The sequence below is a fragment of the Oceanobacillus senegalensis genome (assembly GCF_900176885.1).
Lineage (GTDB): Bacteria > Bacillota > Bacilli > Bacillales > Amphibacillaceae > Oceanobacillus > Oceanobacillus senegalensis.
Window position 1 is genome coordinate 36,442 of record NZ_LT839648.1, and the last position, 24,348, is coordinate 60,789.

Sequence of the window (24,348 nt, forward strand, 5' to 3'; positions counted from 1 at the left end):
TCCCCCCACCATACCATGGGCCGATGTACCTGACCCTCCGTCCCATTCCGTATATGCGCGATACACGCCAGAAATGCGCGATGCCCTCCGTATATGCGCGATACACGTCGGAAATGCGCGACGCCCTCCGTATATGCGCGATTCCTTCTCCACATACGCCCCACACTACCTCAACCTAGATCGTACTAAATAAACAATCACGCCAATTAAGATGAAAATAACACCTATCAGTCCTATGATAATATAGGTGGTTACATTGGAATCATCTTGGTCTATTTCTGTCTCCTTAATGGCTTTTTTGTTTATATCTTGTATTTCATCTTTCTCAATCTCGAAGGCTTCTTCCCAATTCCAGCTATGTTCACCAGTTTTTGCGTGGAGCTTTAGGGTGTATGTTCCAGGATCGAAGTCTTGATAATTCCAATCGATAGTAAAGTCCATCGTTGAGTTAGGTGCCATTCGGTAGTCCTCTACTTTCGTCTGGTTGACCTCTTTACCAGAAGCATCTAAAACCGTTGCTTCCAACATAAGATTATCAACAATAACGGGTTTACTGTTCTGTATGGTTGCAATGATGGCTGTCCGGTAGTTGACGAGACCAGGTTCAACCTTTTTTACATGAAGTTCGGGTTCTACTTCCACATCGGTTTCTGTTAGTTTCAAGCCAATGACATACGAATATTTATTTTTTATTTGGACCGCTTGCTTTTCCGCTGTTTCCTCATTTGTTACTTTTTCAAGATAAATCCCACCGAGAATCATACCGTCAAACGCTTCCTCTGGCATTTGTAGCGTGATAGGGATAACGTTGGATTCTCCAGCAGGGATACGAAATCGTTGTTCATCGATCGAAGCTATTTCGGTCATGGGATAGATTAAGGTTTCATCCCATTCCGTTTGGGTAGTATTCGTATAATCAATAATCCCATTCCGGTTTGTCTTGGCATTCGTAATGTGAATCATAAATTGGGCTTCTTCTTTGGAGCGGTTATAAACTTCCACGTGAATTTCCTGCTCTTGACCGGGTTTCATACGTAAATCAAAGTAGGTCTGATTTTTGTCCAACTGATTTTCTGGGATAATCGCCCGAACTGAATACCCAACTTCCCCTGATGCTGCGGAAACTTCTGATACAACAAATAAAAGACCAATCATAAGCAAGAGACAATATTTCCATGCTTTCAACTTTCCCACTACCCATCTCATTTAGAATCTATTTATGGTGCATCTTTAAGCGTCCACGTTAATGTGGAAGTGTATGTGCCTTGATTGGCACTCCCACCCGGAACGGATAATATCACGTTGTTATTGGTTGCAGGTGGTGTTGTTGGGTCATAACTTGCTGGGAGCCATTTTGTTTTCCAAGTCCCTTGCCCGGCACCCGCCTCCGCAGAAATGACCTCTGTCGCTACTTCATCGGTTGTTAATCTAACAGGTGTTACAGGAGTTGGTTCGGCAAAATCTTTATAGCTTGAATCAGGAATGACCCTTGCATTCTGGAATCGAAGTTCTGCACCTTCTATGATATCCTCACTCGTTGAAGTAAAAGGAGATGCTTTCACCTCCACCTTCCAACCCACTGCATTCAAACGATTATCGGTAACTTGAACGAAAGGCTCGATGGTAGTAGATTCATAGACTTCATCTTTCAACGATAGTACATTTTCCCCAAATTTGATGGAAGGTACAGCATCAAGACTCAATTGATGAACAGTCGGATCTTCTATAAATGAAACGGTTACATCTGACGTTTTGGTTGAACTTGCAAACACATGGGTTGCTAGTGCAAAAATGAGGCCTACACTAGCGACTCCGATAAGAATACTACGCATACACTTCATTTTAAACTCCCCCTCCTATTTATTTGATTATGGCGCATCTTCTAACGTCCATTCGATGGTTGTAGAATATTCCTTATTGGCTTGCGCTTCGAAAGGATTTAATTTTAATTGAATCCCTTCATTTTCCTCCCATTGGATGACTGTTTGTTCCTCTATCCCTGTCTCACCTTCGTGGATGATTACTCCGTTTATCATAGGAAAAACCTTGTTATTCTTTGAAAATAGTAATGCTTCCCGACTTAGAGTATCCCCATCTATGGTAGATAAAGGTGCAGTGGCTCTTGCTTTAATCTGCCACGTAGAGCCCTGGCCACGGGTATCCCGAACGGTAATCGCCCAGTTAGGGTCCTCGGTTGGGATGGTCACCTCGTACGGCGGTATGATGGTTTCCGGGAATTGGATGTGACTTGGGACGATGAACTCTAGGATGGTTCCAATTACAGATGTTGTTGTTGGCTCGCTCTCATTTCCTTCCTTATCTGTTAGGGTCACGATTATTTCCATTCCTGCCCGATGGAGCGGTATATCCACCCGAAAATTCCCTTCTTGGTCAAGCCTTCCGTTGTACACCCCGATTGGCGTCTGAATCCTTACAGATGTATTGGCCTCTCCTGTCCCTGTTATAACGGTGTCCTGATCGGTTACCTGATGGACGATAGGGGCTTCAGGTGGCGTTGTATCTGGCAAACTCGTTTCGATAGTAGCTTTGTAATCTTTACGTTCGAGTAGTTTCAGATTAATAAGCCCTTCTTTTGCGGCAAATCCATAGAATTCTAATACACCGTCATCCGATGGGGGTAACGAGTGGACATCTAACCTTTTTAAATCAATGATGAGCTTTGCACGTAAAGAAGAAATCCCTGTAATAAGATCGGTCATATCGAAAGCATCCTTCCCGATGATCACTCTATTAGGCTTATCGATGGTTATGCTATCCACCGGTTTCGGTGACCCTATCAATCCCAGAAGCTTTTTTTCAATCGTCATAGCTATGGCATCCGGATGGTCTACGATAAATGCTAATTCGGGTGGAAGCAGATAGATATATTGGGTTGTCCCTAAACTGACATCTAAGACGACATCCCCATATATATCCAATACGAGCTTCCCTTCCTCTGCATCATAGCGAACATCTACATGTTGCTCCTTTAATAAACTAAGATCCAAAAGGTTTGCATTCGTCATTGTTGGCATAGAGAAAAGACTAAGGACAGTAATGACTACAACCATAAACCATCTGCCCTTTTTTATGATAAAAACACACGTCATATTGCCCTCCCTTCCGTTCCTACTATTTTTTGATAGGTAATATATCCTATCTATATAATCTAATTATACTAGGTAAATGACAGAAAATATAGGAAAATTATAATAAATATGGTAATTTTTGGTGAAAGATGTAGATAATTATCTTTTATTGCATCTGGTTTATGTTCTATTTTTCAAATTTGGTACTCCTTTTATCAAAAAATCGATAAGGGGGATATTGACATCCCCCAATGCAGCTCTACCCACATCAAATGAAAAAAATAAACCTTCCCATCAACCACTAAATTTCCATTAATTCCCAAATTTTCTACAACATGACACAAAAAAAACTAAAACCTGTCTGTAATATGTGTTATAATTTCCTTTGTGTTGTTTCGTGAAATTACAATAGGTCAAAAGTATGAATACATGAATGAAAATACATGGAGGTATAAGGATGGAAGAAGAAACAATTTCCCTGAGGGAGATATTTGAAGTCATTAGAAAGCGATTAGCACTTATTATTTTATTAACGGTAGGCGCTGCGGTGATTGCCGGAGTTCTAAGCTTCTTTGTTCTAACACCCCAATATGAAAATAGCTCCCAGATTCTGGTGAACCAAAGTAACCCAGACCCACAGCAGCAATTTACCCAACAGGATGTACGGACGAATGTGGAACTTATTAATACGTATAATGTCATTATCAAAAGTCCGCGAATCCTTGATTTGGTGATTGAACGCATGAATTTGAACATGACGGCTGGACAGCTTGCTGATAAAATTGCCGTATCCAGTGCCGAGAATTCGCAGGTCGTAACAGTGACGGTGACTGATCCCGATCCGAAGCTTGCGACAGACTTAGCGAATACGATTGTGCGTGTGTTTCAGGCGGAGATTCCTCAGCTGATGAATGTCAATAATGTCAACATACTGACGGAAGCGGAATTGGCTGTGAATCCATCTCCGGTTGAACCGAATCCGATGCTAAACATTGCGATTGCGATTGTGCTTGGTATCATGGCTGGTGTCGGAATTGCTTTCTTACTAGAGTATTTAGATAACACGATAAAGAATGAAGCGGATATTGAAAATCACTTACAGGTACCTGTACTGGGTGTCATTTCCTTTGTGGGGGATGATGAACTGAAAGAAGGCGCGAATAAAAGAAGTAGAAGGGGGACGACGTAATGGCACGCCGCAAGAAACAAACGAAAAATATGAGTAAAATGCGTCAGCTGATTGCAAAATTAAGTCCGAAATCGACGGTTGCTGAGCAATATCGTACGGTGAGAACGAATCTTCAGTTTGCAGCAGTGGATGAAACCCTGCAGGCTGTCTTAGTTACGTCAGCGAGTCCGGAAGAGGGGAAATCGATGACGGCAGCGAACCTTGCCATTGTCTATGCACAGCAGGGGAAAAAGGTTCTTCTTGTCGATGCCGACATGCGAAAACCAACGATGCACTATACCTTTCAGCTGGAAAATCTCCAAGGCCTTAGCAATGTTTTGGTTGGTGATACGATGGTGGCCCAAGCGATTCAAGCCTCTGGTGAAGAAAATCTTGATGTCATTACCTGTGGACCGGTTCCCCCGAATCCATCCGAGCTATTAGCTTCGAAACGGATGCAGGAGCTTATGAATGATTTACGTCAGTCCTATGATGTTATTATCGTCGATTCCCCTCCTGTATTAGCCGTGACCGATGCACAGATCCTATCCAATGTCTGTGATGGAACTGTTCTGGTTGTCCGTAGTAAACAAACGGAAATTGAAGCAGGGCAAAAGGCGATAGAAGCATTGCGTTCGGTTAATGCGCGTGTATTAGGTACGATTCTGAATGGCCGAGATAAAAAGGATAAAAACTATTATTACTATTACTATCATAAATGATTCAAGGAAAAGCCCTTTACTGTTCGATAAGTGTAGGGCTTTTTTGCTTTGGTATAGGAAGAGGAGGCATATTTCCTTAGTAAGAAAGGCAATGATAGTTACATTTACACGAAAAAGTGACAATAATTCTGAAAATACCCTATGAATATACTAATTTTTCTGCTAAAATACCAATGTACTATCCGATTACCAAAAGTAACCCTTTTTCATAGATTGAGGATAATAGGGTAACGGAAAGCGATATACGCATTTTGACAAGGGAAGAACGTCCCTGTGATGCACGATTGATAACGGTTGCGATTGAACCGAGCTCCCAAATGTGGCAACAATTGACAGTGTTTTTGGGGCTCTTTTCTGTTACACTATTATTCGGTTACAGGTCGTAGGTAAAAAGAACGAGATAACGTTTAGGAAGTGAATTCTAATGATAGATATTCATTCGCATATTTTGCCAGGAATCGATGATGGCTCGAAGTCCTTCGAGGATAGTCTTCAATTAGCAAAAGCTGCCATTGACGAAGGAATTCAAACGATTATTGCCACGCCGCATCATCAAAATGGCAAGTATCGTAATGAGAAGCGGGATATTATCCAGCTGACGAAGGAATTAAATGAAGCATTCCAACAGCATGACATTCCCCTTAACGTCCTTCCTGGTCAAGAGACAAGGTTACATGGGGAGATGGTAGAGGAATGGAGAAGTGGAAAGCTACTTACTTTGGCAGAGCATACGAAATACATCTTTGTTGAGCTGCCACATGATCATGTACCACGTTATGCAAAGCGATTATTATTTGAGATTCAATTAGAAGGATTGATACCGATTGTGGTTCATCCCGAACGAAATGTAGAAATGATGGAGCACCCGTCAATTCTATACGATATGGTAGAGAAGGGAATACTAACCCAGATTACAGCCGCAAGTGTCGTAGGAAGGTTTGGCAAGAAAACAAAAAAACGTACCCATCAACTTATCGAGAATAACCTAACCCATTTCATAGCTTCGGATGCCCATAATACAACATCACGAGGTTTTTTTATGGAAAAAGCCTATAGCGAAGTGGAAAAAGTACATGGCATTCAAACACGATTCTTTCTGATGGAAAATGCTGCATTGCTTGTAGACGGTGATACCGTACAGCGAATGGAGCCTACTCGCATGAAAAAGAAAAAGTTTCTTGGGTTGTTTTAAATGCGGCGTAATACACTACGCTTTCCGTGGGCGCTGCTGAGCCTACTGCGAGCTAACGCTCTCCGTAGTCTCACCTAGGCTTTTCATCCCACTGGAGTCTTCGTGTATTTCCTTCGCTGGTTTTGTGGTTTTCAACATTGAATCAATTAATAATTAAATTGATTCAATGGCAAAATAAGTTTTCACTATTATGCTAGCTGGTTAGAGCGGAAATAAACTTACGCACAGATAGAGTAATAAACATTCTTTCTATTTTGTGCATCGTACAACCATTCTTAAGAAAAACAGCTGAAATATGCATGTTTCAAACATAGTTCAAAGGGTTCGTTTCTACATACTTACTGTTACTATCTTCTATGTGAAATGAACGTTTTTATAAAATAATGAGGTAAAAAGGGGTGAGGGGTTTGTCCTATTTCAAGCGATTAGCGTTGCTTGTCTTGCTAGATTCCGTGATTGTTAGTACAGCAGTATTTATTGCTTTTTGGATTGTTTATCCATTTTATGATTTTTCGATTACAGGCATTATGCTTGTTTCTGCAATTGCACTTTTAATCTTTCATCATATATTCGCGTTTGTTTATAAGCTGTACAACAAGGTATGGGCCTATGCAAGTGTTGGGGAATTAGTTGCCATTATCAAAGCAATTACGCTATCCATTATTGCGACAGCCATTGTTCAGTTTTTATTTAATGATTTTACCGTATACCAGCGTGCATTGTTGGTCACCTGGTTCCTGCATATTATTCTGATTGGTGGTTCGCGATTTGCTTGGCGTATTTACCGAGATCGGTACTTAACCCATGCAGATAACCAGAAACGAACACTTATTGTGGGAGCGGGTGCTGCAGGGGCGATGATTGCGAGACAATTAAAAAATGAGCATGATCATGCGGAATTATGTCCGATTGCGTTTGTGGATGATAGTCTACGAAAGCAAAAAATGCAATTATATGATCTACCGGTTTTAGGAACGGTGAAGGATATTCCACGGATAGTGGAGGAAAAGAATATTGAACATATTGTGATTGCCATCCCTTCGTTAAAAAGCGGAGAATTGAATAAGATTATGGCAGCCTGTCATGAGACAACGGTACAGGTGAAGATGATTCCGAAGCTCGAGGACTTGATGACAGGGAAAGTATCGGTCCAGCATTTGAAAAATGTCGAAGTCGAGGATTTACTTGGCCGGGATCCGGTGAAATTGGATATTCAATCGATATCGGAATATGTTAGTGGATCAACCGTCATGGTTACTGGTGCCGGTGGTTCGATTGGTTCCGAGATTTGCCGCCAGCTGATGAAATTTAATCCGGGAAAAATCCTTCTTGTCGGTCATGGAGAATTTAGCATTTATAGTATTGATATGGAATTAAGAGAGACTTACAAGGATACGGATATAGAAATTATCCCGGTTATCGGAGATGTCCAAGACCGTGATCGCATATTTGAGATTGTTGGACATCATCATCCACGGGTCATCTATCATGCCGCAGCACATAAGCATGTCCCATTGATGGAATACAATCCACATGAAGCGGTGAAGAACAATGTCATCGGTACGAAAAATGTAGCAGAAGCTGCCGATACCTTTGGGGTAGAAAAATTTGTGATGGTATCAACCGATAAAGCCGTGAACCCAACGAATGTAATGGGGGCAACGAAGAGGGTGGCAGAAATGGTTGTCCAAAGCATGGCGAAGAAAAGCCATACCAAATTTGTTGCCGTACGATTTGGGAATGTGCTTGGAAGCCGTGGTAGTGTGATTCCACTCTTTAAGAAACAAATTGAAAAAGGCGGACCTGTTACAGTGACCCATCCCGATATGACACGTTATTTCATGACCATCCCAGAAGCATCTAGACTTGTGATTCAGGCGGGTACACTTGCCAAGGGTGGAGAAATCTTTGTGCTTGATATGGGTGAACCGGTGAAAATTGTTGATTTAGCTCGAAACCTTATTAAATTATCCGGTTATACCGAAGAAGAAATTCCGATAGCCTTTACTGGGATTCGTCCTGGAGAGAAGATGTATGAGGAAATCTTGAATGAGAATGAGATTCTGCCTGGTGAGGTTTATGAGAAGATTTATGTTGGGCGGACCGTGGAGTTTGACTTTGGAGTGATTGAGGAATTGATTGAGCGGTTTGAGCAGATTGATTCGGTAGAGTTGAAGGAAGAATTGATGAGGATTGTTTATCGGGAGCGGGAGTTGATGAGTGGGTGAGTAAATGGTTGTAAATCAATAATAAATACTTAATATATAGGTGTTTATAGAATAAGGCTGGGTTGGGTTTAGTCTTCCACCTAGCTCAGCAATAAAAAAAGTGGCAAAAGCAGTATAACAATTTACTATCAATGGGCTTAGTTTATTAGTATTTGGTTGGAAAAGTTTCCAATTTGGTTCTAGTTTACTAAAACTATTATTCAAGGGGTGTTCTAAGCTTGTATTTAAGATTCAAAAGGTTGATAGATATTTTCCTTTCTTCACTTGGATTAATAGTACTATCACCTATTTTTTTAATTCTTATTATTACTATTAAATTAGATTCAAGAGGCCCGGTTCTTTTCAAACAAAAACGTGTAGGATTGAATAAAACACATTTTTATATATTAAAATTTCGCACTATGCTAATAGATACACCTAAGGACACTCCAACTCATTTATTAGGAGATCCAGAACAATATATTACTAGAGTTGGGAAGCTTTTAAGAAAGACATCTTTAGATGAATTGCCTCAAATTTGGAATATATTTATTGGGCAAATGAGTATAATTGGACCTCGTCCAGCTTTATGGAATCAATTTGATTTGATTGAAGAACGTGATAAATATGGTGCTAATGATGTTCCACCTGGACTGACTGGTTGGGCTCAGATTAATGGTAGGGACGAGCTTCCTGTTGAGGTTAAGGCAAAGTTGGATGGGGAGTATGTAGAGGAAATTAGTTTTTGGATGGATGTTAGGTGTTTCTTTGGGACCATTGTAAGTGTTGTGAAAAGTGATGGGGTAGTTGAAGGTGGGAGTGGGACAACTGAAGAGAAAGAAGTAGCAAGTACCGAGGAGAGCGTATCTAAATGAAAAAAATACTGATAACAGGAAAAAACAGCTATGTTGGTACTAGCTTAAAAAAATGGCTCGATAAATATCCAGATAGATTTTTAATAGATTCTATTAGTATAAGAAATGATTCATGGAAAAAAAGGAATTTTTCGGAGTATGATGTTGTGTTTCATGCAGCTGGGATTGCTCATATAAAAGAAACAAATTCTAATGCATATCTCTATTATAAGGTTAACCGAGACTTGGCTTACGAAGTTGCTCAAAAAGCAAAAAAAGAAGGAGTTAAACATTTTATATTTTTAAGTTCCATGAGTGTTTATGGAAGAGAAAACGGTGTTATTACAAAAGATTCCTCCCTTACACCCAAGAGTAATTACGGGAAGTCTAAGCTTGAGGCGGAGAAGTTAATCACCCCCTTAGGAGATGATAACTTTAAAATTGTGATAGTCCGACCGCCGATGATTTATGGTAAAGGTTGCAAAGGGAATTATAACAGGCTATCTAAGCTAGCTAACAATATCCCATTATTTCCGGATATTAAGAATAAGCGGAGTATGATTTATATAGATAACATGTGTGAATTTGTTAGGAAATTGATTGAAGGTAATTGTAGCGGAACTTACTATCCTCAGAATGAAGAATATGTGTGTACGTCGGAGTTAGTTAACTTAATTGCTAAAAGTCAAGGAAAAAAGGTGTTATTGACGAAATTATTTAATCCAATACTAAAGATATTAAAGACAGGTACTTTTAATAAGGTATTTGGTGATTTAGTTTATGAGAAATCAATGTCTGGTCATCTTGAATTAAAATATACAGTAGTAAATTTTAAGGACTCAGTTGAGGCAACGGAGGGTTAAGAGTGAAAACAGTACTGATACTGAGTAATCACCATTTATATACTTATAATCTTAGAAAAGAAGTTATTCAAAGTTTAATAGAAGAAAATTACAGAGTGGTAATAGCACTTCCATATGGTGAAAAAGTAGAATTGTTAAAAGAAATGGGGTGCGAGTTCATTGATGTTCCACTAGACCGGCGTGGAACTAATCCCATAACAGATTTGAGACTATTTTTAGAATATAACAAGATTCTAAAAGAAGTAAAACCTGATGTAGTATTAACATACACATTAAAACCCAATATGTATGGGGGATTAGCGTGTAGGGTTAATAAAACAAATGTAATTCATACAGTAACGGGTTTAGGATCAGTATTTGTTAGAAATGTAAGTTACAAAAAAATAATTGTTTTCTTAAATAGAATCGCATTTAGAGCTGCAAATATGATTGCTTTTATGAATTCTGATAATGAATATTTGTACAGAGATTTGAAAATCATCTCAGGAGACCAAAAAACCATGGTAGTTGCTGGTTCGGGAGTAAATTTAGACCTTTTTAGGTATAGTACTCCTCATAAAACTAGTAAAATTAAATTTACTTTTATAGCGCGTGTATTAAAGGATAAAGGGATTGAAGAGTATCTATACGCTGCAAAAGAAATAAAAAAAATATATAACAATGTGGAGTTTGAAGTAGTAGGTTTTGTTGATGAGGAAAAATATAAAAAAATGCTCGACGAATATGAGAAGATGAGATTAATTACTTATCTTGGGAAACGGGATGATATTCCAAGTATAATGGCAAATTCGAGTTGTATTGTCTTGCCATCCTACGGCGAAGGTAGAGGTACTGTTCTACAAGAAGGAGCTGCTATTGGAAGGCCATTAATCACCTGCAACACATATGGATGTAAAGATAATGTAGATGATGGTTATAATGGTTTTCTGTGTGAAGTAGCTGATCCTAAATCGCTTGTAGATGTTATGGAGAAATTTATCAACTTATCAACAGAAGAAAAAAATTTAATGGGTAAAAGAAGTCGAGAAAAGGCTGAAAAAGAATTTGATAGGAATATTGTAGTGAATTCGTACTTGAATGAAATTAATAAGATAGTTGAAAGTGGGTAATTTATAAATGGGATTATATGAAAACATTATAAATAAAATGGAAAAAATATCATTAATTGGATTAGGTTACGTCGGTATGCCAATCGCGGTTGCTTTTGCTAAGAAAGTTGATGTAATTGGTTTTGATGTTAATAAAGAAAAAATTAATTTATATAAAGGCGGATTAGATCCCACAAAGGAAGTGGGAAACGATGTAATTAAAAATACGACGGTTGATTTTACGTCAGATGAAGCTAGACTGAGAGAAGCAAAGTTTCATATTGTCGCGGTACCAACTCCTGTAAGGGAAGACCATACGCCGGATTTAACACCAATAGAATCTGCAAGTAGAACATTAGGTAGGAACTTAACAAAAGGTTCAATAGTTGTTTTCGAATCCACTGTATTTCCAGGAGTAACGGAAGATGTTTGTGTCCCAATATTAGAAAAGGAATCTGGACTAACATGTGGAGTAGATTTTAAAGTTGGATATTCACCAGAAAGAATTAACCCTGGTGATAAGGTGCATAGATTAGAAACGATAATAAAAGTTGTAGCTGGCCAAGATAAGGAAACTTTAGATACTGTTGCAAAAGTATATGAATTAGTTGTTGAAGCGGGAGTTCATAAAGCAGAAAGTATTAAAGTGGCTGAGGCTGCAAAGGTCATAGAAAACTCACAACGTGATATTAATATTGCTTTTATGAACGAGTTATCTATTATATTTAATAAAATGGGAATTGATACGAAAGCAGTACTTGAAGCAGCCGGAACAAAGTGGAACTTCCTTAACTTCTCTCCCGGGCTAGTCGGTGGTCACTGTATAGGTGTTGATCCATATTACCTGACATATAAAGCAGAGCAAATGGGTTACCATTCTCAAATTATTCTTTCAGGTAGAAAAATTAATGATGATATGGGCAAGTATATAGCTGAAAGTACAGTTAAGAAAATGATTAAGGCAAATAAACAAATAAACGGTTCCAAGGTGGCTATCTTTGGTGTTACTTTCAAGGAGAATACACCTGATGTACGAAATACAAAAGTAGTGGATGTAGTAAAAGAATTAGAGGAATACGGAGTAGATGTTAAAGTTGTGGATCCTGTTGCGGATAAAGAAGATCTGTGGCGTGAATATAGAATTAATCTATGTGAAGTAGAAGATATAAAAGAAATGGATGCAGTAATATTTGCAGTTCCACACGAAGAATTTAAAACCATTAAATTGGAAGAGATAAAAATGATGTTTGGTCCAACCGGTTATGTTAATTCGGAAGTTATGAACGAAGTAGCTGCAACATCTGAATTTGATTTAGTTAATGATAATAAAGAATATGTATTAATGGATCTTAAGGGAATGTTTAATAGAAAAGAAGCAGAGGATACAGGATTTGTATATTGGAGGCTATAAACATGGGATATGAAGATATAAAATTTCCAAAGGGCAGTATATTCTTAGTTACTGGCTCAGCGGGTTTTATTGGTTCTAATTTAGTAGAAGCAATACTTGAATTAGGTTATCAAGTAAGAGGTCTTGATAATTTTTCCACTGGTAAAAAGGAGAATGTAGAGGAGCTTTTAGATAATCCCAACTACGAATTTATTGAAGGGGATATTCGTGATTTTGAAACGTGTATGAAGGCTTGTAAAGGAATAGATTATGTTTTAAATCAAGCTGCATGGGGGAGTGTACCGAGAAGTATTGAGATGCCTTTGTTTTATGAAGAGGTTAATATAAAGGGAACATTAAATATGATGGAAGCTGCTAGACAAAATGAGGTCAAAAAGTTTGTTTATGCTTCGAGTTCATCTGTTTACGGAGACGAGCCTAACCTTCCAAAAAAAGAAGGAAGAGAAGGAAATATACTGTCACCGTATGCTCTTACTAAAAAGGTAAATGAGGAATATGGAAAGCTTTATACTAAATTATATGGGCTTGATACCTATGGTATGCGCTATTTTAATGTGTTTGGTAGAAGACAGGATCCTAATGGTTCCTATGCGGCAGTAATTCCCAAATTCATTAAACAGTTACTTAATGATGAGCAACCAACTATTAATGGTGATGGAAAGCAGAGTAGAGATTTTACTTATATTGAGAATGTAATTGAGGCTAATTTAAAGGCCTGTAATGCTTCTCATGAAGCGGCAGGACAAGCATTTAATATTGCTTATGGTGGAAGAGAGTTTTTAATTGATATCTATAATCATTTATTAAATGCGTTAGGAAAAGATATTCAGCCTATTTTTGGACCTGATCGAAAAGGTGATATTAAGCATAGTAATGCTGATATAACTAAAGCAAAACAAATGTTGAGATATGAACCTGAGTGGAGTTTTGATAGAGGAATTTTTGAAGCTGTTGAATGGTATAGGGAGACACTATAGTTAATTAAGGAGCGCTAAAATGAATGATATAGTAATATTAACCCCAACATATAATAGGGCTAATACGCTTCCTAGACTTTATGAAAGTTTAAAAGTCCAAATAGATAACAATTTTAAATGGTTGATTATTGATGATGGAAGTACTGATAAAACAAGTACAATAGTTGCAGGGATGCTAAAAGAAAAAAAGATTAATATAGATTATATTTATCAGGAGAATGGGGGGAAGGCTCGAGCATTAAACAAGGGTTTTTCACTATGTGAAAGTGCTTTGGTCTTTGCGATAGTTGATAGTGATGATTATTTAAACCCAAGTGCGGTCAGTACAATTAAAAAATATTTGACCAGATATGCTGGGAATAAAAAAATAGGAGCTTTCTTCTTTCATTATAATACAACTGATGGTAATGTACTAAAACCTAAGGGTCAGCCGATTAAAGTTGATCATGAAATGACACCATATGAATATTATCGAAATTTCGGAAAACATGATGGATGTATATGTTATCTTAACAAGGTAACAAATAAGTATAAGTATCCAGAATTTGAAGGGGAAAAGTATGTCGGACCGACAGTATTGCAACTTAAAATGTCAGACGAATATAAAATTGTTTATTCTCCTGAAGTAATAGGAGTTGCTGAGTATCAAGAAGGTGGTTTAACACAAAATGGGCGGCAACTTAGATTAAGAAACCCTATGGGTATGATGTATTATGCAAAATTAATGATGAGCCCAAAGGCAAATATATCAACGCAATTTAAATATGCAATTTCTATTTGGCCTTATGCAAAAATAGCTAACAAGTCATTTTTTGATGTTATAAGGTTGGCAAAAAGACCATTTTTACTTGGAATATCCTATTTTCCAGGACAATTATTATACTTAAAGTGGAGGAAAATACTAGAATAATTTCTTTTTTATCAAACCAATTTATACATTATAATAAATCTAACTTTTTCACCTGAATTCAAAGGTAGTATATTTTAGTTGAACTGTTTTCAGTGTAGTGCTTAATAGAATTGAAATGTTATAACAATGGAATAATTTCGAATGATTATGGTTTTATATAGTGTATTTCTTTATAGAGTTAAAATGTTAAATAGCGGGAATGTATGGTGGTGGAAAGTTGAAAAAAGAAATGTTAGGCCAAGCTTCATTTATTTCTTTTGCATTTATATTATTATCATTATCATTAGTTTTATTTAGTAATGGTGAAGAGAAGGTATTGTTAATTTTTTTACCTCTTATTTATGGTGTTTTTTTTATTTCATTGGCGAGAATTCATAAGTATTTCAATTACCCAGGGATGTTTGTACTGAATGTAATTTCAGCAATTCGTTATGTTTTAATCCCAACTTTAATTATTATCTATCCAGATTATAACGATCAATATGGATCACTAACTGCGGGGATTTTATTTATGATTTTCGAGGCAATGTGCTTAGGGATATTTTTGATATTCATCACAAAGAAATACTACAGTGGTAGAAAAATTGAAAAGCATGTAGAAGTTAATTCAGAAAAGAATATCCTGTTAAAATTGGTTGTAATATTATCAATATTTATCGTTATGCTGAATCCATCCATTCTTTTACAGTACAACTTTGTTTTCATGGATTCCCATAACATTGAACTAATTAAAAGCGGTGCACTTGTTTCGGGTTTGAGTGGAATTTTCGTGGATTGGGGAAAGCTCTTTTTACCTATTCTAATCACAATTCCATTAATAAGGAAATATAGAAAAAACAATAACGATATATACTATTATTTGGTAATCATAATAATAATGGTTTTCAATGTGTTGGTATTTAGTGGTACAAGCCGTAATTCTGTAATTATGCCTGCGGTAGCTAGTATGTTCTTTTTATTAAAGGCCTTTCCTAAGAAAAGAAGAAAAATATTTTTGTTTATGTCAGTGTCAATAGTTATAGTAGCGTTACAGTTGACAATACTCAAAACAGAGTATTTAGGAACTCGAATTCAAGCCTCATTAGGTGATGTTATTGATTACTTAGAATTATATTTTGGTGGGCCGAAGAACATGAGTATTGCAATCATTGCCAAGGAAACATATTCAAATATGTTTACGATAAATACAGTGATTAATGATATTTTAGGGAATTTTCCAGGGTTAAGTCATTTATTTAATATGGAAAATAGGACAACTACTTTCTTTAATTTATCATTCTATGGTGGTGGTGCTGCAAGGGATCAAATTATCCCATCGATGGGTCAGGGATTATTTTATTTTGGTTATTTATTTTCCTTTATTCCGCAAGCGATAATTGTATATGGTATGGCTAAGTTTGACTCAATATATAGAAATACGAAAGATTTATCAGGAATTTATTTTATTTCTTATTTCGCAGTTCGATTTGGATTTACCTACAGTCAAAATGTATCTATAATATTGAATTTTATATATGTTATGACTATACCAATTATGATTATATTGTTAATAGATCGAATGATTAACAAAAGATTTAAGTTTAGGAGGTCCTATTTTTATGAAAAAAATAAAACTGCTATTTATAATAAGTAATATTAATATTGGGGGACCTCAGAAAAGTTTATTAGCACTTCTAGATAAATTAGATTATAACTTGTTTGATGTTTCTATATACGTGTTAAAACCGGGAGGTCGTCTAAAAAAATATTATAATAAAAAAGTAAAATTTTTGGAAACTGATGAATTAGTGACTGCTGCTACACTCCCAAGTGAAAATACAATTAGCTATCTGAAAACCTTCATAAAAAAACGAAAGTTTAAAATGTTCATTGGTGCCTTGAGGGCGTTATTAAATCATATATTATTAAGAAAAAATATGAATCAGGAACGACAGAAATTTTGGGAAAAGAATGCGGATGCCATACCTAGATTAAATGACTACTATGATTTAGCATTTGGAATATTAGGATTGTCTACTTATTTTATGCTTGATGCAGTCGAAGCGAATCAAAAGTTTCACTGGATTAGAAGTGATACAAGAATTCTTAATAGAGATACTAAAATTGATGCTAGTTATTATAAAAAGTTAGATGGTGCTTTGTCTGTTTCGAAGGAGTGTGCAGAGATATTTATAGAAATGTATCCTTTTATGAAGGAAAGGATAGAGGTGTTCTATAATTACATTCCTGAATCATTTTATAAAAGATTAGATTATGATGAGACTCTTATGAAGACGGAGGATAATTATATTAAACTTGTCACAGTTACAAGATTAGACCCATTAAAAGGAATAGAAATGGCAATTGAATCATGTAAATACTTGGTCGATAGAGGTTTTAAGATAAAATGGTTTATTCTTGGGGATGGGAAATTCAGAGCGGAGATTGAGAAAATGATCGTAGAGAAGGGAATAAAGGATTCTTTTATTCTTCTTGGATTTCAGTTAAATACACTTTCATTCATTAAGGATGCAGATATTTTTGTTCATCCTTCAAGAACTGAGGGTAAATCAAATGCTGTTGATGAAGCTAAATTTGTTGGAAAACCAATTGTTGTTACAAATTACGATACCGTTGCTGAACAAATTGAGCATGGAGTAACTGGGTTAATATGCAGTATGAGCGGAGAAGAAATCGCTAATTCTATCGAAAAAATAATTAATAACAATGATTTAAGGGAAAATCTAATGAAGAACTGTAAATATCATAGGGATGGTACTACGGATGCTTCAAAATTTTTAGTTGATTTGAGGAGAACTTAACCAATATGATTTCTAAATTATTGAGTAATGATTACTCATTAAGTTTAATAAACAAAATATACTCAATGCTATTAGGATTGTTGTCATCGATTTTCCTAACACGGTATCTAGGTGTTGTATATAAAGGTGACTATGCATATATAACACAGCTTGTTGCAGTGTTAACAATTGTATTTGGCTTAGGGTTGAATCAATCTTATTCTTTTTTTAGAAGAAAAAAACCAAATGGAACTTTTGAGAAATATGTAAATTTTTATTTTTCCCAATTAATAATTCATACATTACTTGCTATTATCTTAGGTTTTTTGTTGAGCAATTCTCTATTATTCATTTATGTATGTATATTACTACCTTTTAGTGTATTAAAGCAGCAAATGGCTAGCACTGTTACTATAGAGAATATACGACTTGGAATTAAACTTCAAATGTTTAATGCGTCAGTAAGAATGTTTTCGTTTTTAATCTTATTTTTGTTTGCAGAAAGTAGTTTACTTTTACCTGTTTTGATAACAGTTGGGATTAATATAATTTCAGTATTTATTTATATTTATTTCTTAAGAGTAATTCCAAGACCATTAAATACTAACTTTACTTTTATGAAGGAAGTTATTAAGTTTAGTTGGCTACCAATGTTAACCTCTCTACTTATAACATTCAATTATAGTATTGATATCTTTTTTCTTAAGAGTATGGGTACGCAGATTGAGCTTGGTTTATATGCAACAGCTGCTGGTATAATAAATTATTTTTGGTTAATACCCGATTCATTTAAAGAGGTTTTGGCATCTAGAGTTGCTCGTAAATATTCAACTAAATCTACGATATTGACAATAAAGATTTCCGTATTTTCTGTATTCATGGTGATTCTTGCGTTTATATTTTTTGGAAAGTTTGCTATAGAATTAATGTATGGATCAGAGTTTGTTAATTCCTATAAAGTTACAATAATCTTGTCGTTTGGAGCTATTAGTATGGTTTTTTATAAAATGATAGGTGTTGTTCTTTTAGCAGAAGGGAAACGCTGGATTTATTTCATAGTACTCTTAATTAGTGTAATATTAAATATCATCGCAAATATCCTCACTATTCCAACATTAGGTATGTATGGTGCTGCAATATCATCCGTTGCTTCTTATTCAATTTGTGGGATTTCTTTTTTAGCTTACTATATGTGGGATAAAAAAATTAAAATTAAAGAGTTAATTAGTATAACAGTATCTGATATTAAACTTATAGGTAATGCTTTAAAGAGGAGGTAAACGGATGTCTAATATAATTACGCATAATATTGCAAGATTGTTTTATTTAAAAAAAATACCATTTATCCCGAAAGTTTTTAATAGATTAACAAGAATAATCTATTCGTGTGAAATACCATACACTGCAAATATTCATCCAAGTGTAACGTTTGGACATAAAGGTCTTGGTGTAGTTATTGGTCATGATACAGTTATTGAAGAAAACACAAAGGTATTACAAAATGTGACAATTGGGGGAAAAAGTGGTATTAGAGCAAATCCGGTAATTGGAAAAAATGTTCTTATAGGTACAGGTGCTTGTATTCTTGGAGGTGTAACAATTGGTGATAATGCTTCAATAGGTGCCAATGCAGTAGTATTAACAGATATACCTTCTAATAGTGTTGCTGTTGGTATACCAGCAAGGGTAATTAAAACAAAATAGTTCTGAGTCTCGAAGGGAGAAATAAATAATAATGAGAAACAAGGGAATAATCGGAACTGTTACATTCGGGACCGCTTATGAATATTTAGCTGATTGGTTAAAAAAACTTAATTACAATAATATTGTAAGATTAGAAGCTATGGATTCTGAAAATGCTAATTTCTTAATTTCATCTGGTCAATGTAACTATGAAAACTTTGCAGATGATATACACATTTTTTTCACAGGATATCTTTGTGACGATTTAACGGAAGGATACAGTTCGTACACTAAAGCATTATACTCACTATATAAAAATAATGATATTCAAAAAATGCTCAATTTAATCGATGGAAGTTATTCATTATTAATTTTTGATAAAAGTAAGCAAGTAGCATATATAGCTTGTGACCGTTTTGCATCTCAACCGATATATTATAATATTTTTGATCGAACGATTACATTTTCATCTCATTTAAAAGATTTCTTTAAATTACAGACATTAGATAAAAGAGTTAATTTAGCTGCAGTTGCATCTATGATAGGTAGTGGATGGGTGCATAATAACCATACTTATTATGAAGATGTTAAATTCTTAATGAGTGGTCACTATATAAAGGTATCTGACGGAGGGGTCCAAGTATTAAAATATTGGGATTATAAAATAGAAAATAACCATAGTCCGATTGATAAAATAGAGTATAAGAAAAAGTTGAAGGATCTACTAATTAATGCTGTTGAAAAAAGGACTCGTAACAATAATCCATCACTACTGTTAAGTGGCGGTACAGATTCTAGATTACTTTTAGGAGTAATGCTTGAACTAGGTAGACCTGTAGATACATATTCTTATGCTTATAAGGAAATGAATGGTGATGATTGTTATGTGGCTGAGCAAACAGCTAAAAAGGCTGGAGTAAGCTTTAATAAGCTTATAATTGATGAAATTAATCCTTATAAAGGTATTCTTATGAGTGCAAGCAATTGGGCTGGCATGAGAAATTGGGTTTATGAGTATGACCCTTTATCGGATTTATCGAATTACTCTGATAATTGGATGGGTGGTGACGAGAGTTTTGGTTGGAATAAAGGGAGTTATATAAATGAATATGATGCATTTAATCATATTGGTATTAGTTTTATGTCACAACAAAAAGAGTTGAGGGATATTATTAATAACAATGATTTATATAATGATCTATTACAAAGAGATAGCTTAATTCATAGTGAATTATTAAAAAGAAAGAGTGATTACGATTTACCTAATGCTGTCGACTATTTATATACAACCGAAAGGTTACCTAGAAATATACTCCCTTGTAGATATATTGTTACGCAGCAGGGTTGTAACTTTATTAATCCTTGGTTAGACAAAGATATATTAGAGTTTATGAGACAATTACCTTATCAATATAGAACGGACAAAAATTTACTCAAGGAACTAGCAATGGAAATGTATCCTAAGCTATTTTCTATTTCCCCAGCAAAATATGGAGGGGCATCCAGATTTATAAAGGATAAATATGGAAAAAAAGAAAATGTGAGAAAGCTCTTCGAATACAGTTCTGAATTCTATAGCAGCAAAATTGACTTTGAACAATTTACTAATAAGATATTGAATATGGAAAATGATTTCAAATCAAAAGTTTCAAAGGCAAAGTACAAACTAATAAGACAAGTTAATAATAAACTAGGTTGGTTACCCAACAAGATTCGTGATGGGGAGTTGCCAATTACCATTTCAAATCAACAGTTTGTTGATAGGATTATTGTTATGGGAATCATTTGTAATAAAGATTTAGGGTTAAGACTATAGGAAGAACGCAGCCGATGGGTCAGCGTATAATGGTGAATAATTCAAGTACGGTTTTAAGATAAAAAAGGCAAACCTTAACTAAAACTTACATTGTGATATATTAGAGGTTTATGATATACGAGCAGTTAAAGGAACTTTTATGCTATTTATTTCACAAATATCAAGTATCTTCTGTGATGATGGTACTATCGACTTTTCAAAAATTAAGTCAATATACTTTAAAATAGAAATTATTGAATGGTTAATGAGAATGTGAACTTTAAATTTCAGCCCTAAAATAATTGTTGCAAAAGATACTAGAGCATAAAAGGTGGATTTTGGGTTCACACCAGGTTGAGGGGATTGAGCTTCGAAATACCAAAATCAGAAGGGCTGATGCGTTGGTCTTTGCAGAAATCAATATTATTATTCTCGTAAAATGGCATGAGGATACTAACTTTCACAGAGTCGATGACCTTAGGCTCTCAGGGTCAGCCTCCCACTGCGTTAATGTGCCAAGAGTCCACAAACTAACCAAACAACAAATAGTCTAGAAGAATTGGCACATTAAAATGGAGTATTGCGGACAGATTGAGTCAGTAATTGCGGATAAGAGAGCCACTAGAACAGAAGTCAGTTCTAATGGCTGTTTTATCTTATCTGAATCTTTTATTCTCTAGTTGTCTACCAATAATCTCAGGTTGCCCAGCTAACAAGCTCATCATAATCTAAATCCTTCTCAGCGGGTCCGTATGCAGAAAGTGATATATATCAAGATTTGATAACGTTATCAATTGCTGCTATAGCATCCGTAATAGTCTGGCATCCTTTCATACATATAAGGGTACTCTTCATTTGCTCTTGCAGGATATACCGCGTAACCCCCATCCGAAGCTGCGTTCGATTTTTGAAAATAGTATTTTGATTAGATACCGTACTAGTACGACCCTTTTTACTGTATAAAATATGCTCGGCAGGGAGTAGAGCCATCGTCTTTTGATTGTAACGATTTAAAATCTCAGTCATGTGCATGCTCTCCTTATATATAATTTAATTAAAATAAAAACAAACAATTGACTACATGTAATGGGTACAGATTCAAATAGAACAGCCTAATTATTGTTTCTTTATTAAAATGATTATCTGAAGTTGGTCTATCTGAGATGATTTATGTAATAAAAGACTAGGCTTATCTAAGGAGTATGGAAGTTCGAATAAATGTCAATCAGCATTTATTCGAACCTGTCTATAGTGTTTCCCTACTCTTAAAGCAGTACATCAATCACTTGGAAACATTTGTACTGTTTCAATCATTTGATTTCGTTTCATAACGACATAATTAAAGTAATTTGTCAGGTCCATTAAATCCTCATTTGTCAGCGCTTTCCACTTTTCTGATTCCAAGATACAAGGAGTGGCGATCCCTGCTTTTTTGAATTGCTCTAGGAGTTCATTAAATGTATTTAGCTTTGCAGTATAGGATTCATCATGTTGGAATTCCTTCCCACGAATGAGATAGTCTAAGGAAACATTACATAGATCCGCAAACTTTGAAATGGTTGTTACACTAGGCGTTCTGTGTCCGTTTACATAATTACTAAAGGTACTATCCGAAAAATTGAGTATTCTACTTACTTCGTTTTTAAATAGGTTATTTTTCTCACAAAGTTTTTCTAAGCGTAAATAGAATTCTTTTTCCATATGATCACATCCTGTTGTTTAGGTATATATAACTATATGTACATCTGTATTATAGGCAAAAAAAATCATAATGGAAATATAAAGTTAAGAAAATACACAAAACGTTTGCAACTTTGGTAGATAGGTATGTCGATACACGATTTGTGTGTCGAAGTTTTAGTGTCAGACCCCCATCCCGTTAAATTGCTAAAGTACACATTAAGTAGGCGGAGAATAAGGATTTCGGGTACAGACCTCCACCACCGGATAAAAGTGGAAATGGACCGGTGAAACTGTCTCCTCCTTTCGTAACGCTAACAACTTTTTTTACATAAGCGTTCTCCGCCTCTAAAAAAGCAATACGTTCTTGGGCATCTTTTGGATGATCTAGAAGTACTTCTGTATTTTTTTTTCCTTCTACCATTTGGCTTTGATTGATTTATCCTGGGCAAAAAGGCTTGATCCCCTCTGCCTCTTTCGTTTTAACCCAGCGTCGAACTGATTCATCTCTATAAGGGGGGAATATTACCCCAAACCAGTCCCATATATTACCGTTTATATATTAAATTGTCATTGAATTCTGTGATAAACCTGTTATAATAATTTTATAAATTTGTAGAAAAATGTTATAATTTGTCGAAAGAAGGTGTGTTAGATGTCGCAAATGTTAGCTTTGGTAATATTGATTACCATTTTATTTATAGGGGAAGCAATATCCATTCGTACAAGAGCTTGGATTCCGTCGGTTTTTATTTATGCAATCCTTTTTATCATTGGGTACTGGACATTTTTCCCAAAAGATATTGTTGAAATGGCTGGTGTTCCGTCTGTCGTAGTGACGATGATGATTTATTTGCTCATTACCAATATGGGTACATTGCTTTCATTAAAAGAATTAAAGAACCAATGGAAAACGATTTTAATTGCACTTGCAGGTATTTCTGGTGCGGCTATGTTGTTACTTACGATTGGAACGGTGATTTTTGGTAGGGAAGCAATGATTGTAGGTGTTCCTCCTTTGGTTGGTGGTGTCGTATCGTCACTTATTATGTCCGAGGGAGCACAGGCAGCGGGACTTACTAGTTTATCTGTTTTTGCTATCGTTATTTATGTGGTTCAAGGGTTTGTTGGTTACCCGTTAACCTCCATTATGTTAAAAAGAGAGGGAAGAAACTATCTACAAAAATATCGTAATGGCAGCGTGAAAGTGGAAGCCCCTAGTGGGGTGGAAGCAACGGTTGAGGAACCTAAACTGAAATTATTTAAGAAATTACCCGAAAAATATAACACGAATTTCTTTAAATTTTTTAGACTAGCTATCGTTTCCTATTTGGCTTATCTCACTTCCGTATTAGTGGAACCCATTGTCACGATTCACCCATACGTGCTTTGTTTACTATTTGGTGTCATTGCTACAAGTATTGGATTTTTGGAACCGCACGTTCTTGAAAAAGCAAATGGATTTGGCTTTGCGATGTTAGTTTTATTATTGTTTATCTTTGATGGGTTAAAAAATGCTACCCCAACAATGTTGCTGGACATTCTAGGTTTATTGATTGGTACGATTGTGATAGGTATGGTAGGTATGTATATTTTCTCTTGGGTGATGGGGAAAGTGTTAAAAGTTAGTAAAGAAATGGCATTTGCGGTATCTTTAACGGCATTATATGGATTCCCAGCAGATTATGTTATAACGAATGAAGTGGTACAATCGATGACAACGGATGAAAAAGAGAAAGAGGCACTCTTAAGTCATATGTTACCGCCAATGTTAGTGGGTGGATTTATTACTGTAACCATTGTATCTGTTGTCCTTGCCGGTGTCTTTGTTACATGGTTATAGATGTTTTAAAAATACAATGAACAATCAGGTAAGTTCACTTACTCGATTTTTTCCATTTTAATATTATTTTTGGAGGAGTGCTTAAG

General features: G+C 35.5%; 22 protein-coding genes. 16 read left to right on the plus strand and 6 right to left on the minus strand.

Going from position 1 to position 24,348, the window contains the following annotated elements:
- Positions 1-165 precede the first annotated feature (165 nt).
- The 3 genes from CAO17_RS00255 to CAO17_RS00265 form a co-directional block, all read right to left on the minus strand.
- Complete coding sequence (locus CAO17_RS00255) at positions 166-1,155, minus strand: WxLIP family cell surface protein (RefSeq protein WP_218775510.1); 990 nt, start codon at positions 1,153-1,155, stop codon at positions 166-168.
- A 62-nt stretch (positions 1,156-1,217) separates the two neighbouring features.
- Positions 1,218-1,841 carry a WxL domain-containing protein gene (locus CAO17_RS00260; protein WP_085990876.1) on the minus strand — a complete coding sequence of 208 codons (624 nt, stop codon included), beginning with the start codon at positions 1,839-1,841 and terminating at the stop codon, positions 1,218-1,220.
- Positions 1,842-1,868: 27 nt separating this feature from the next.
- Positions 1,869-3,110: an Ig-like domain-containing protein gene (locus CAO17_RS00265; RefSeq protein WP_085990877.1), complete on the minus strand. Its 1,242-nt coding sequence runs from the start codon at positions 3,108-3,110 to the stop codon at positions 1,869-1,871.
- Positions 3,111-3,546: 436 nt separating this feature from the next.
- On the opposite strand from CAO17_RS00265, the gene CAO17_RS00270 reads away from it, so the two are divergent.
- The 15 genes from CAO17_RS00270 to CAO17_RS00340 all read left to right on the plus strand — a co-directional run bounded on the left by CAO17_RS00270 (position 3,547) and on the right by CAO17_RS00340 (position 20,760).
- Positions 3,547-4,278: a YveK family protein gene (locus tag CAO17_RS00270; protein ID WP_085990878.1), complete on the plus strand. Its 732-nt coding sequence runs from the start codon at positions 3,547-3,549 to the stop codon at positions 4,276-4,278.
- On the plus strand, positions 4,278-4,979 hold the full coding sequence (locus CAO17_RS00275; RefSeq protein ID WP_085990879.1) for a CpsD/CapB family tyrosine-protein kinase: 702 nt from the start codon (positions 4,278-4,280) through the stop codon (positions 4,977-4,979). The genes CAO17_RS00270 and CAO17_RS00275 overlap by 1 nt, the downstream gene beginning before the upstream one ends.
- A 424-nt stretch (positions 4,980-5,403) precedes the next feature.
- The gene (locus tag CAO17_RS00280) at positions 5,404-6,171 is read left to right on the plus strand and encodes a tyrosine-protein phosphatase (protein WP_085990880.1); all 768 of its coding nucleotides are present in this window, start codon (positions 5,404-5,406) and stop codon (positions 6,169-6,171) included.
- Positions 6,172-6,578: 407 nt separating this feature from the next.
- Complete coding sequence (locus CAO17_RS00285) at positions 6,579-8,399, plus strand: polysaccharide biosynthesis protein (RefSeq protein WP_085990881.1); 1,821 nt, start codon at positions 6,579-6,581, stop codon at positions 8,397-8,399.
- Positions 8,400-8,617: 218 nt separating this feature from the next.
- On the plus strand, positions 8,618-9,253 hold the full coding sequence (locus CAO17_RS00290; RefSeq protein ID WP_085990882.1) for a sugar transferase: 636 nt from the start codon (positions 8,618-8,620) through the stop codon (positions 9,251-9,253).
- On the plus strand, positions 9,250-10,095 hold the full coding sequence (locus CAO17_RS00295; RefSeq protein WP_085990883.1) for an NAD-dependent epimerase/dehydratase family protein: 846 nt from the start codon (positions 9,250-9,252) through the stop codon (positions 10,093-10,095). Before CAO17_RS00290 ends, CAO17_RS00295 begins: the two co-directional genes overlap by 4 nt.
- A 2-nt stretch (positions 10,096-10,097) precedes the next feature.
- Entirely contained in the window at positions 10,098-11,204 is a 1,107-nt protein-coding gene (locus CAO17_RS00300; protein WP_085990884.1) for a glycosyltransferase family 4 protein, read from the plus strand.
- A 7-nt stretch (positions 11,205-11,211) separates the two neighbouring features.
- Positions 11,212-12,594, plus strand: a complete 1,383-nt coding sequence (locus CAO17_RS00305) for a nucleotide sugar dehydrogenase (protein WP_085990885.1) — start codon at positions 11,212-11,214, stop codon at positions 12,592-12,594.
- 2 nt (positions 12,595-12,596) lie between these two features.
- Positions 12,597-13,571, plus strand: a complete 975-nt coding sequence (locus tag CAO17_RS00310; RefSeq protein ID WP_085990886.1) for an SDR family oxidoreductase — start codon at positions 12,597-12,599, stop codon at positions 13,569-13,571.
- A gap of 19 nt (positions 13,572-13,590) precedes the next feature.
- Positions 13,591-14,481 (plus strand): glycosyltransferase family A protein, encoded by an 891-nt coding sequence (locus CAO17_RS00315; protein ID WP_085990887.1) that lies wholly within the window; start codon positions 13,591-13,593, stop codon positions 14,479-14,481.
- Positions 14,482-14,698: 217 nt separating this feature from the next.
- Positions 14,699-16,114, plus strand: a complete 1,416-nt coding sequence (locus tag CAO17_RS00320; protein ID WP_085990888.1) for an oligosaccharide repeat unit polymerase — start codon at positions 14,699-14,701, stop codon at positions 16,112-16,114.
- Positions 16,080-17,282, plus strand: coding sequence for a glycosyltransferase (locus CAO17_RS00325; RefSeq protein ID WP_085990889.1), 1,203 nt, complete (start codon positions 16,080-16,082; stop codon positions 17,280-17,282). The genes CAO17_RS00320 and CAO17_RS00325 overlap by 35 nt, the downstream gene beginning before the upstream one ends.
- Before the next feature lie 5 nt (positions 17,283-17,287).
- Entirely contained in the window at positions 17,288-18,541 is a 1,254-nt protein-coding gene (locus tag CAO17_RS00330; RefSeq protein WP_085990890.1) for an oligosaccharide flippase family protein, read from the plus strand.
- A 4-nt stretch (positions 18,542-18,545) separates the two neighbouring features.
- Positions 18,546-18,965, plus strand: a complete 420-nt coding sequence (locus tag CAO17_RS21790; protein WP_085990891.1) for a serine O-acetyltransferase — start codon at positions 18,546-18,548, stop codon at positions 18,963-18,965.
- Positions 18,966-18,996: 31 nt separating this feature from the next.
- Positions 18,997-20,760 carry an asparagine synthase-related protein gene (locus CAO17_RS00340; protein ID WP_085990892.1) on the plus strand — a complete coding sequence of 588 codons (1,764 nt, stop codon included), beginning with the start codon at positions 18,997-18,999 and terminating at the stop codon, positions 20,758-20,760.
- Positions 20,761-21,510: 750 nt separating this feature from the next.
- On the opposite strand, the gene CAO17_RS00350 is transcribed toward CAO17_RS00340, so the two are convergent.
- From CAO17_RS00350 to CAO17_RS21250, 3 genes are all read right to left on the minus strand, one after another.
- Positions 21,511-21,765, minus strand: a complete 255-nt coding sequence (locus CAO17_RS00350; protein ID WP_085990894.1) for a hypothetical protein — start codon at positions 21,763-21,765, stop codon at positions 21,511-21,513.
- A gap of 252 nt (positions 21,766-22,017) precedes the next feature.
- Entirely contained in the window at positions 22,018-22,440 is a 423-nt protein-coding gene (locus CAO17_RS00355; protein ID WP_085990895.1) for a helix-turn-helix domain-containing protein, read from the minus strand.
- Positions 22,441-22,618: 178 nt separating this feature from the next.
- A complete protein-coding gene (locus tag CAO17_RS21250; RefSeq protein ID WP_085990896.1) occupies positions 22,619-22,843 on the minus strand; it encodes a hypothetical protein in 225 nt (74 codons plus the stop codon).
- A gap of 231 nt (positions 22,844-23,074) precedes the next feature.
- Between CAO17_RS21250 and CAO17_RS00365 the strand changes: the two genes are divergently transcribed.
- Positions 23,075-24,262 carry a hypothetical protein gene (locus CAO17_RS00365; RefSeq protein ID WP_085990897.1) on the plus strand — a complete coding sequence of 396 codons (1,188 nt, stop codon included), beginning with the start codon at positions 23,075-23,077 and terminating at the stop codon, positions 24,260-24,262.
- The last annotated feature ends 86 nt before the right edge of the window (positions 24,263-24,348 follow it).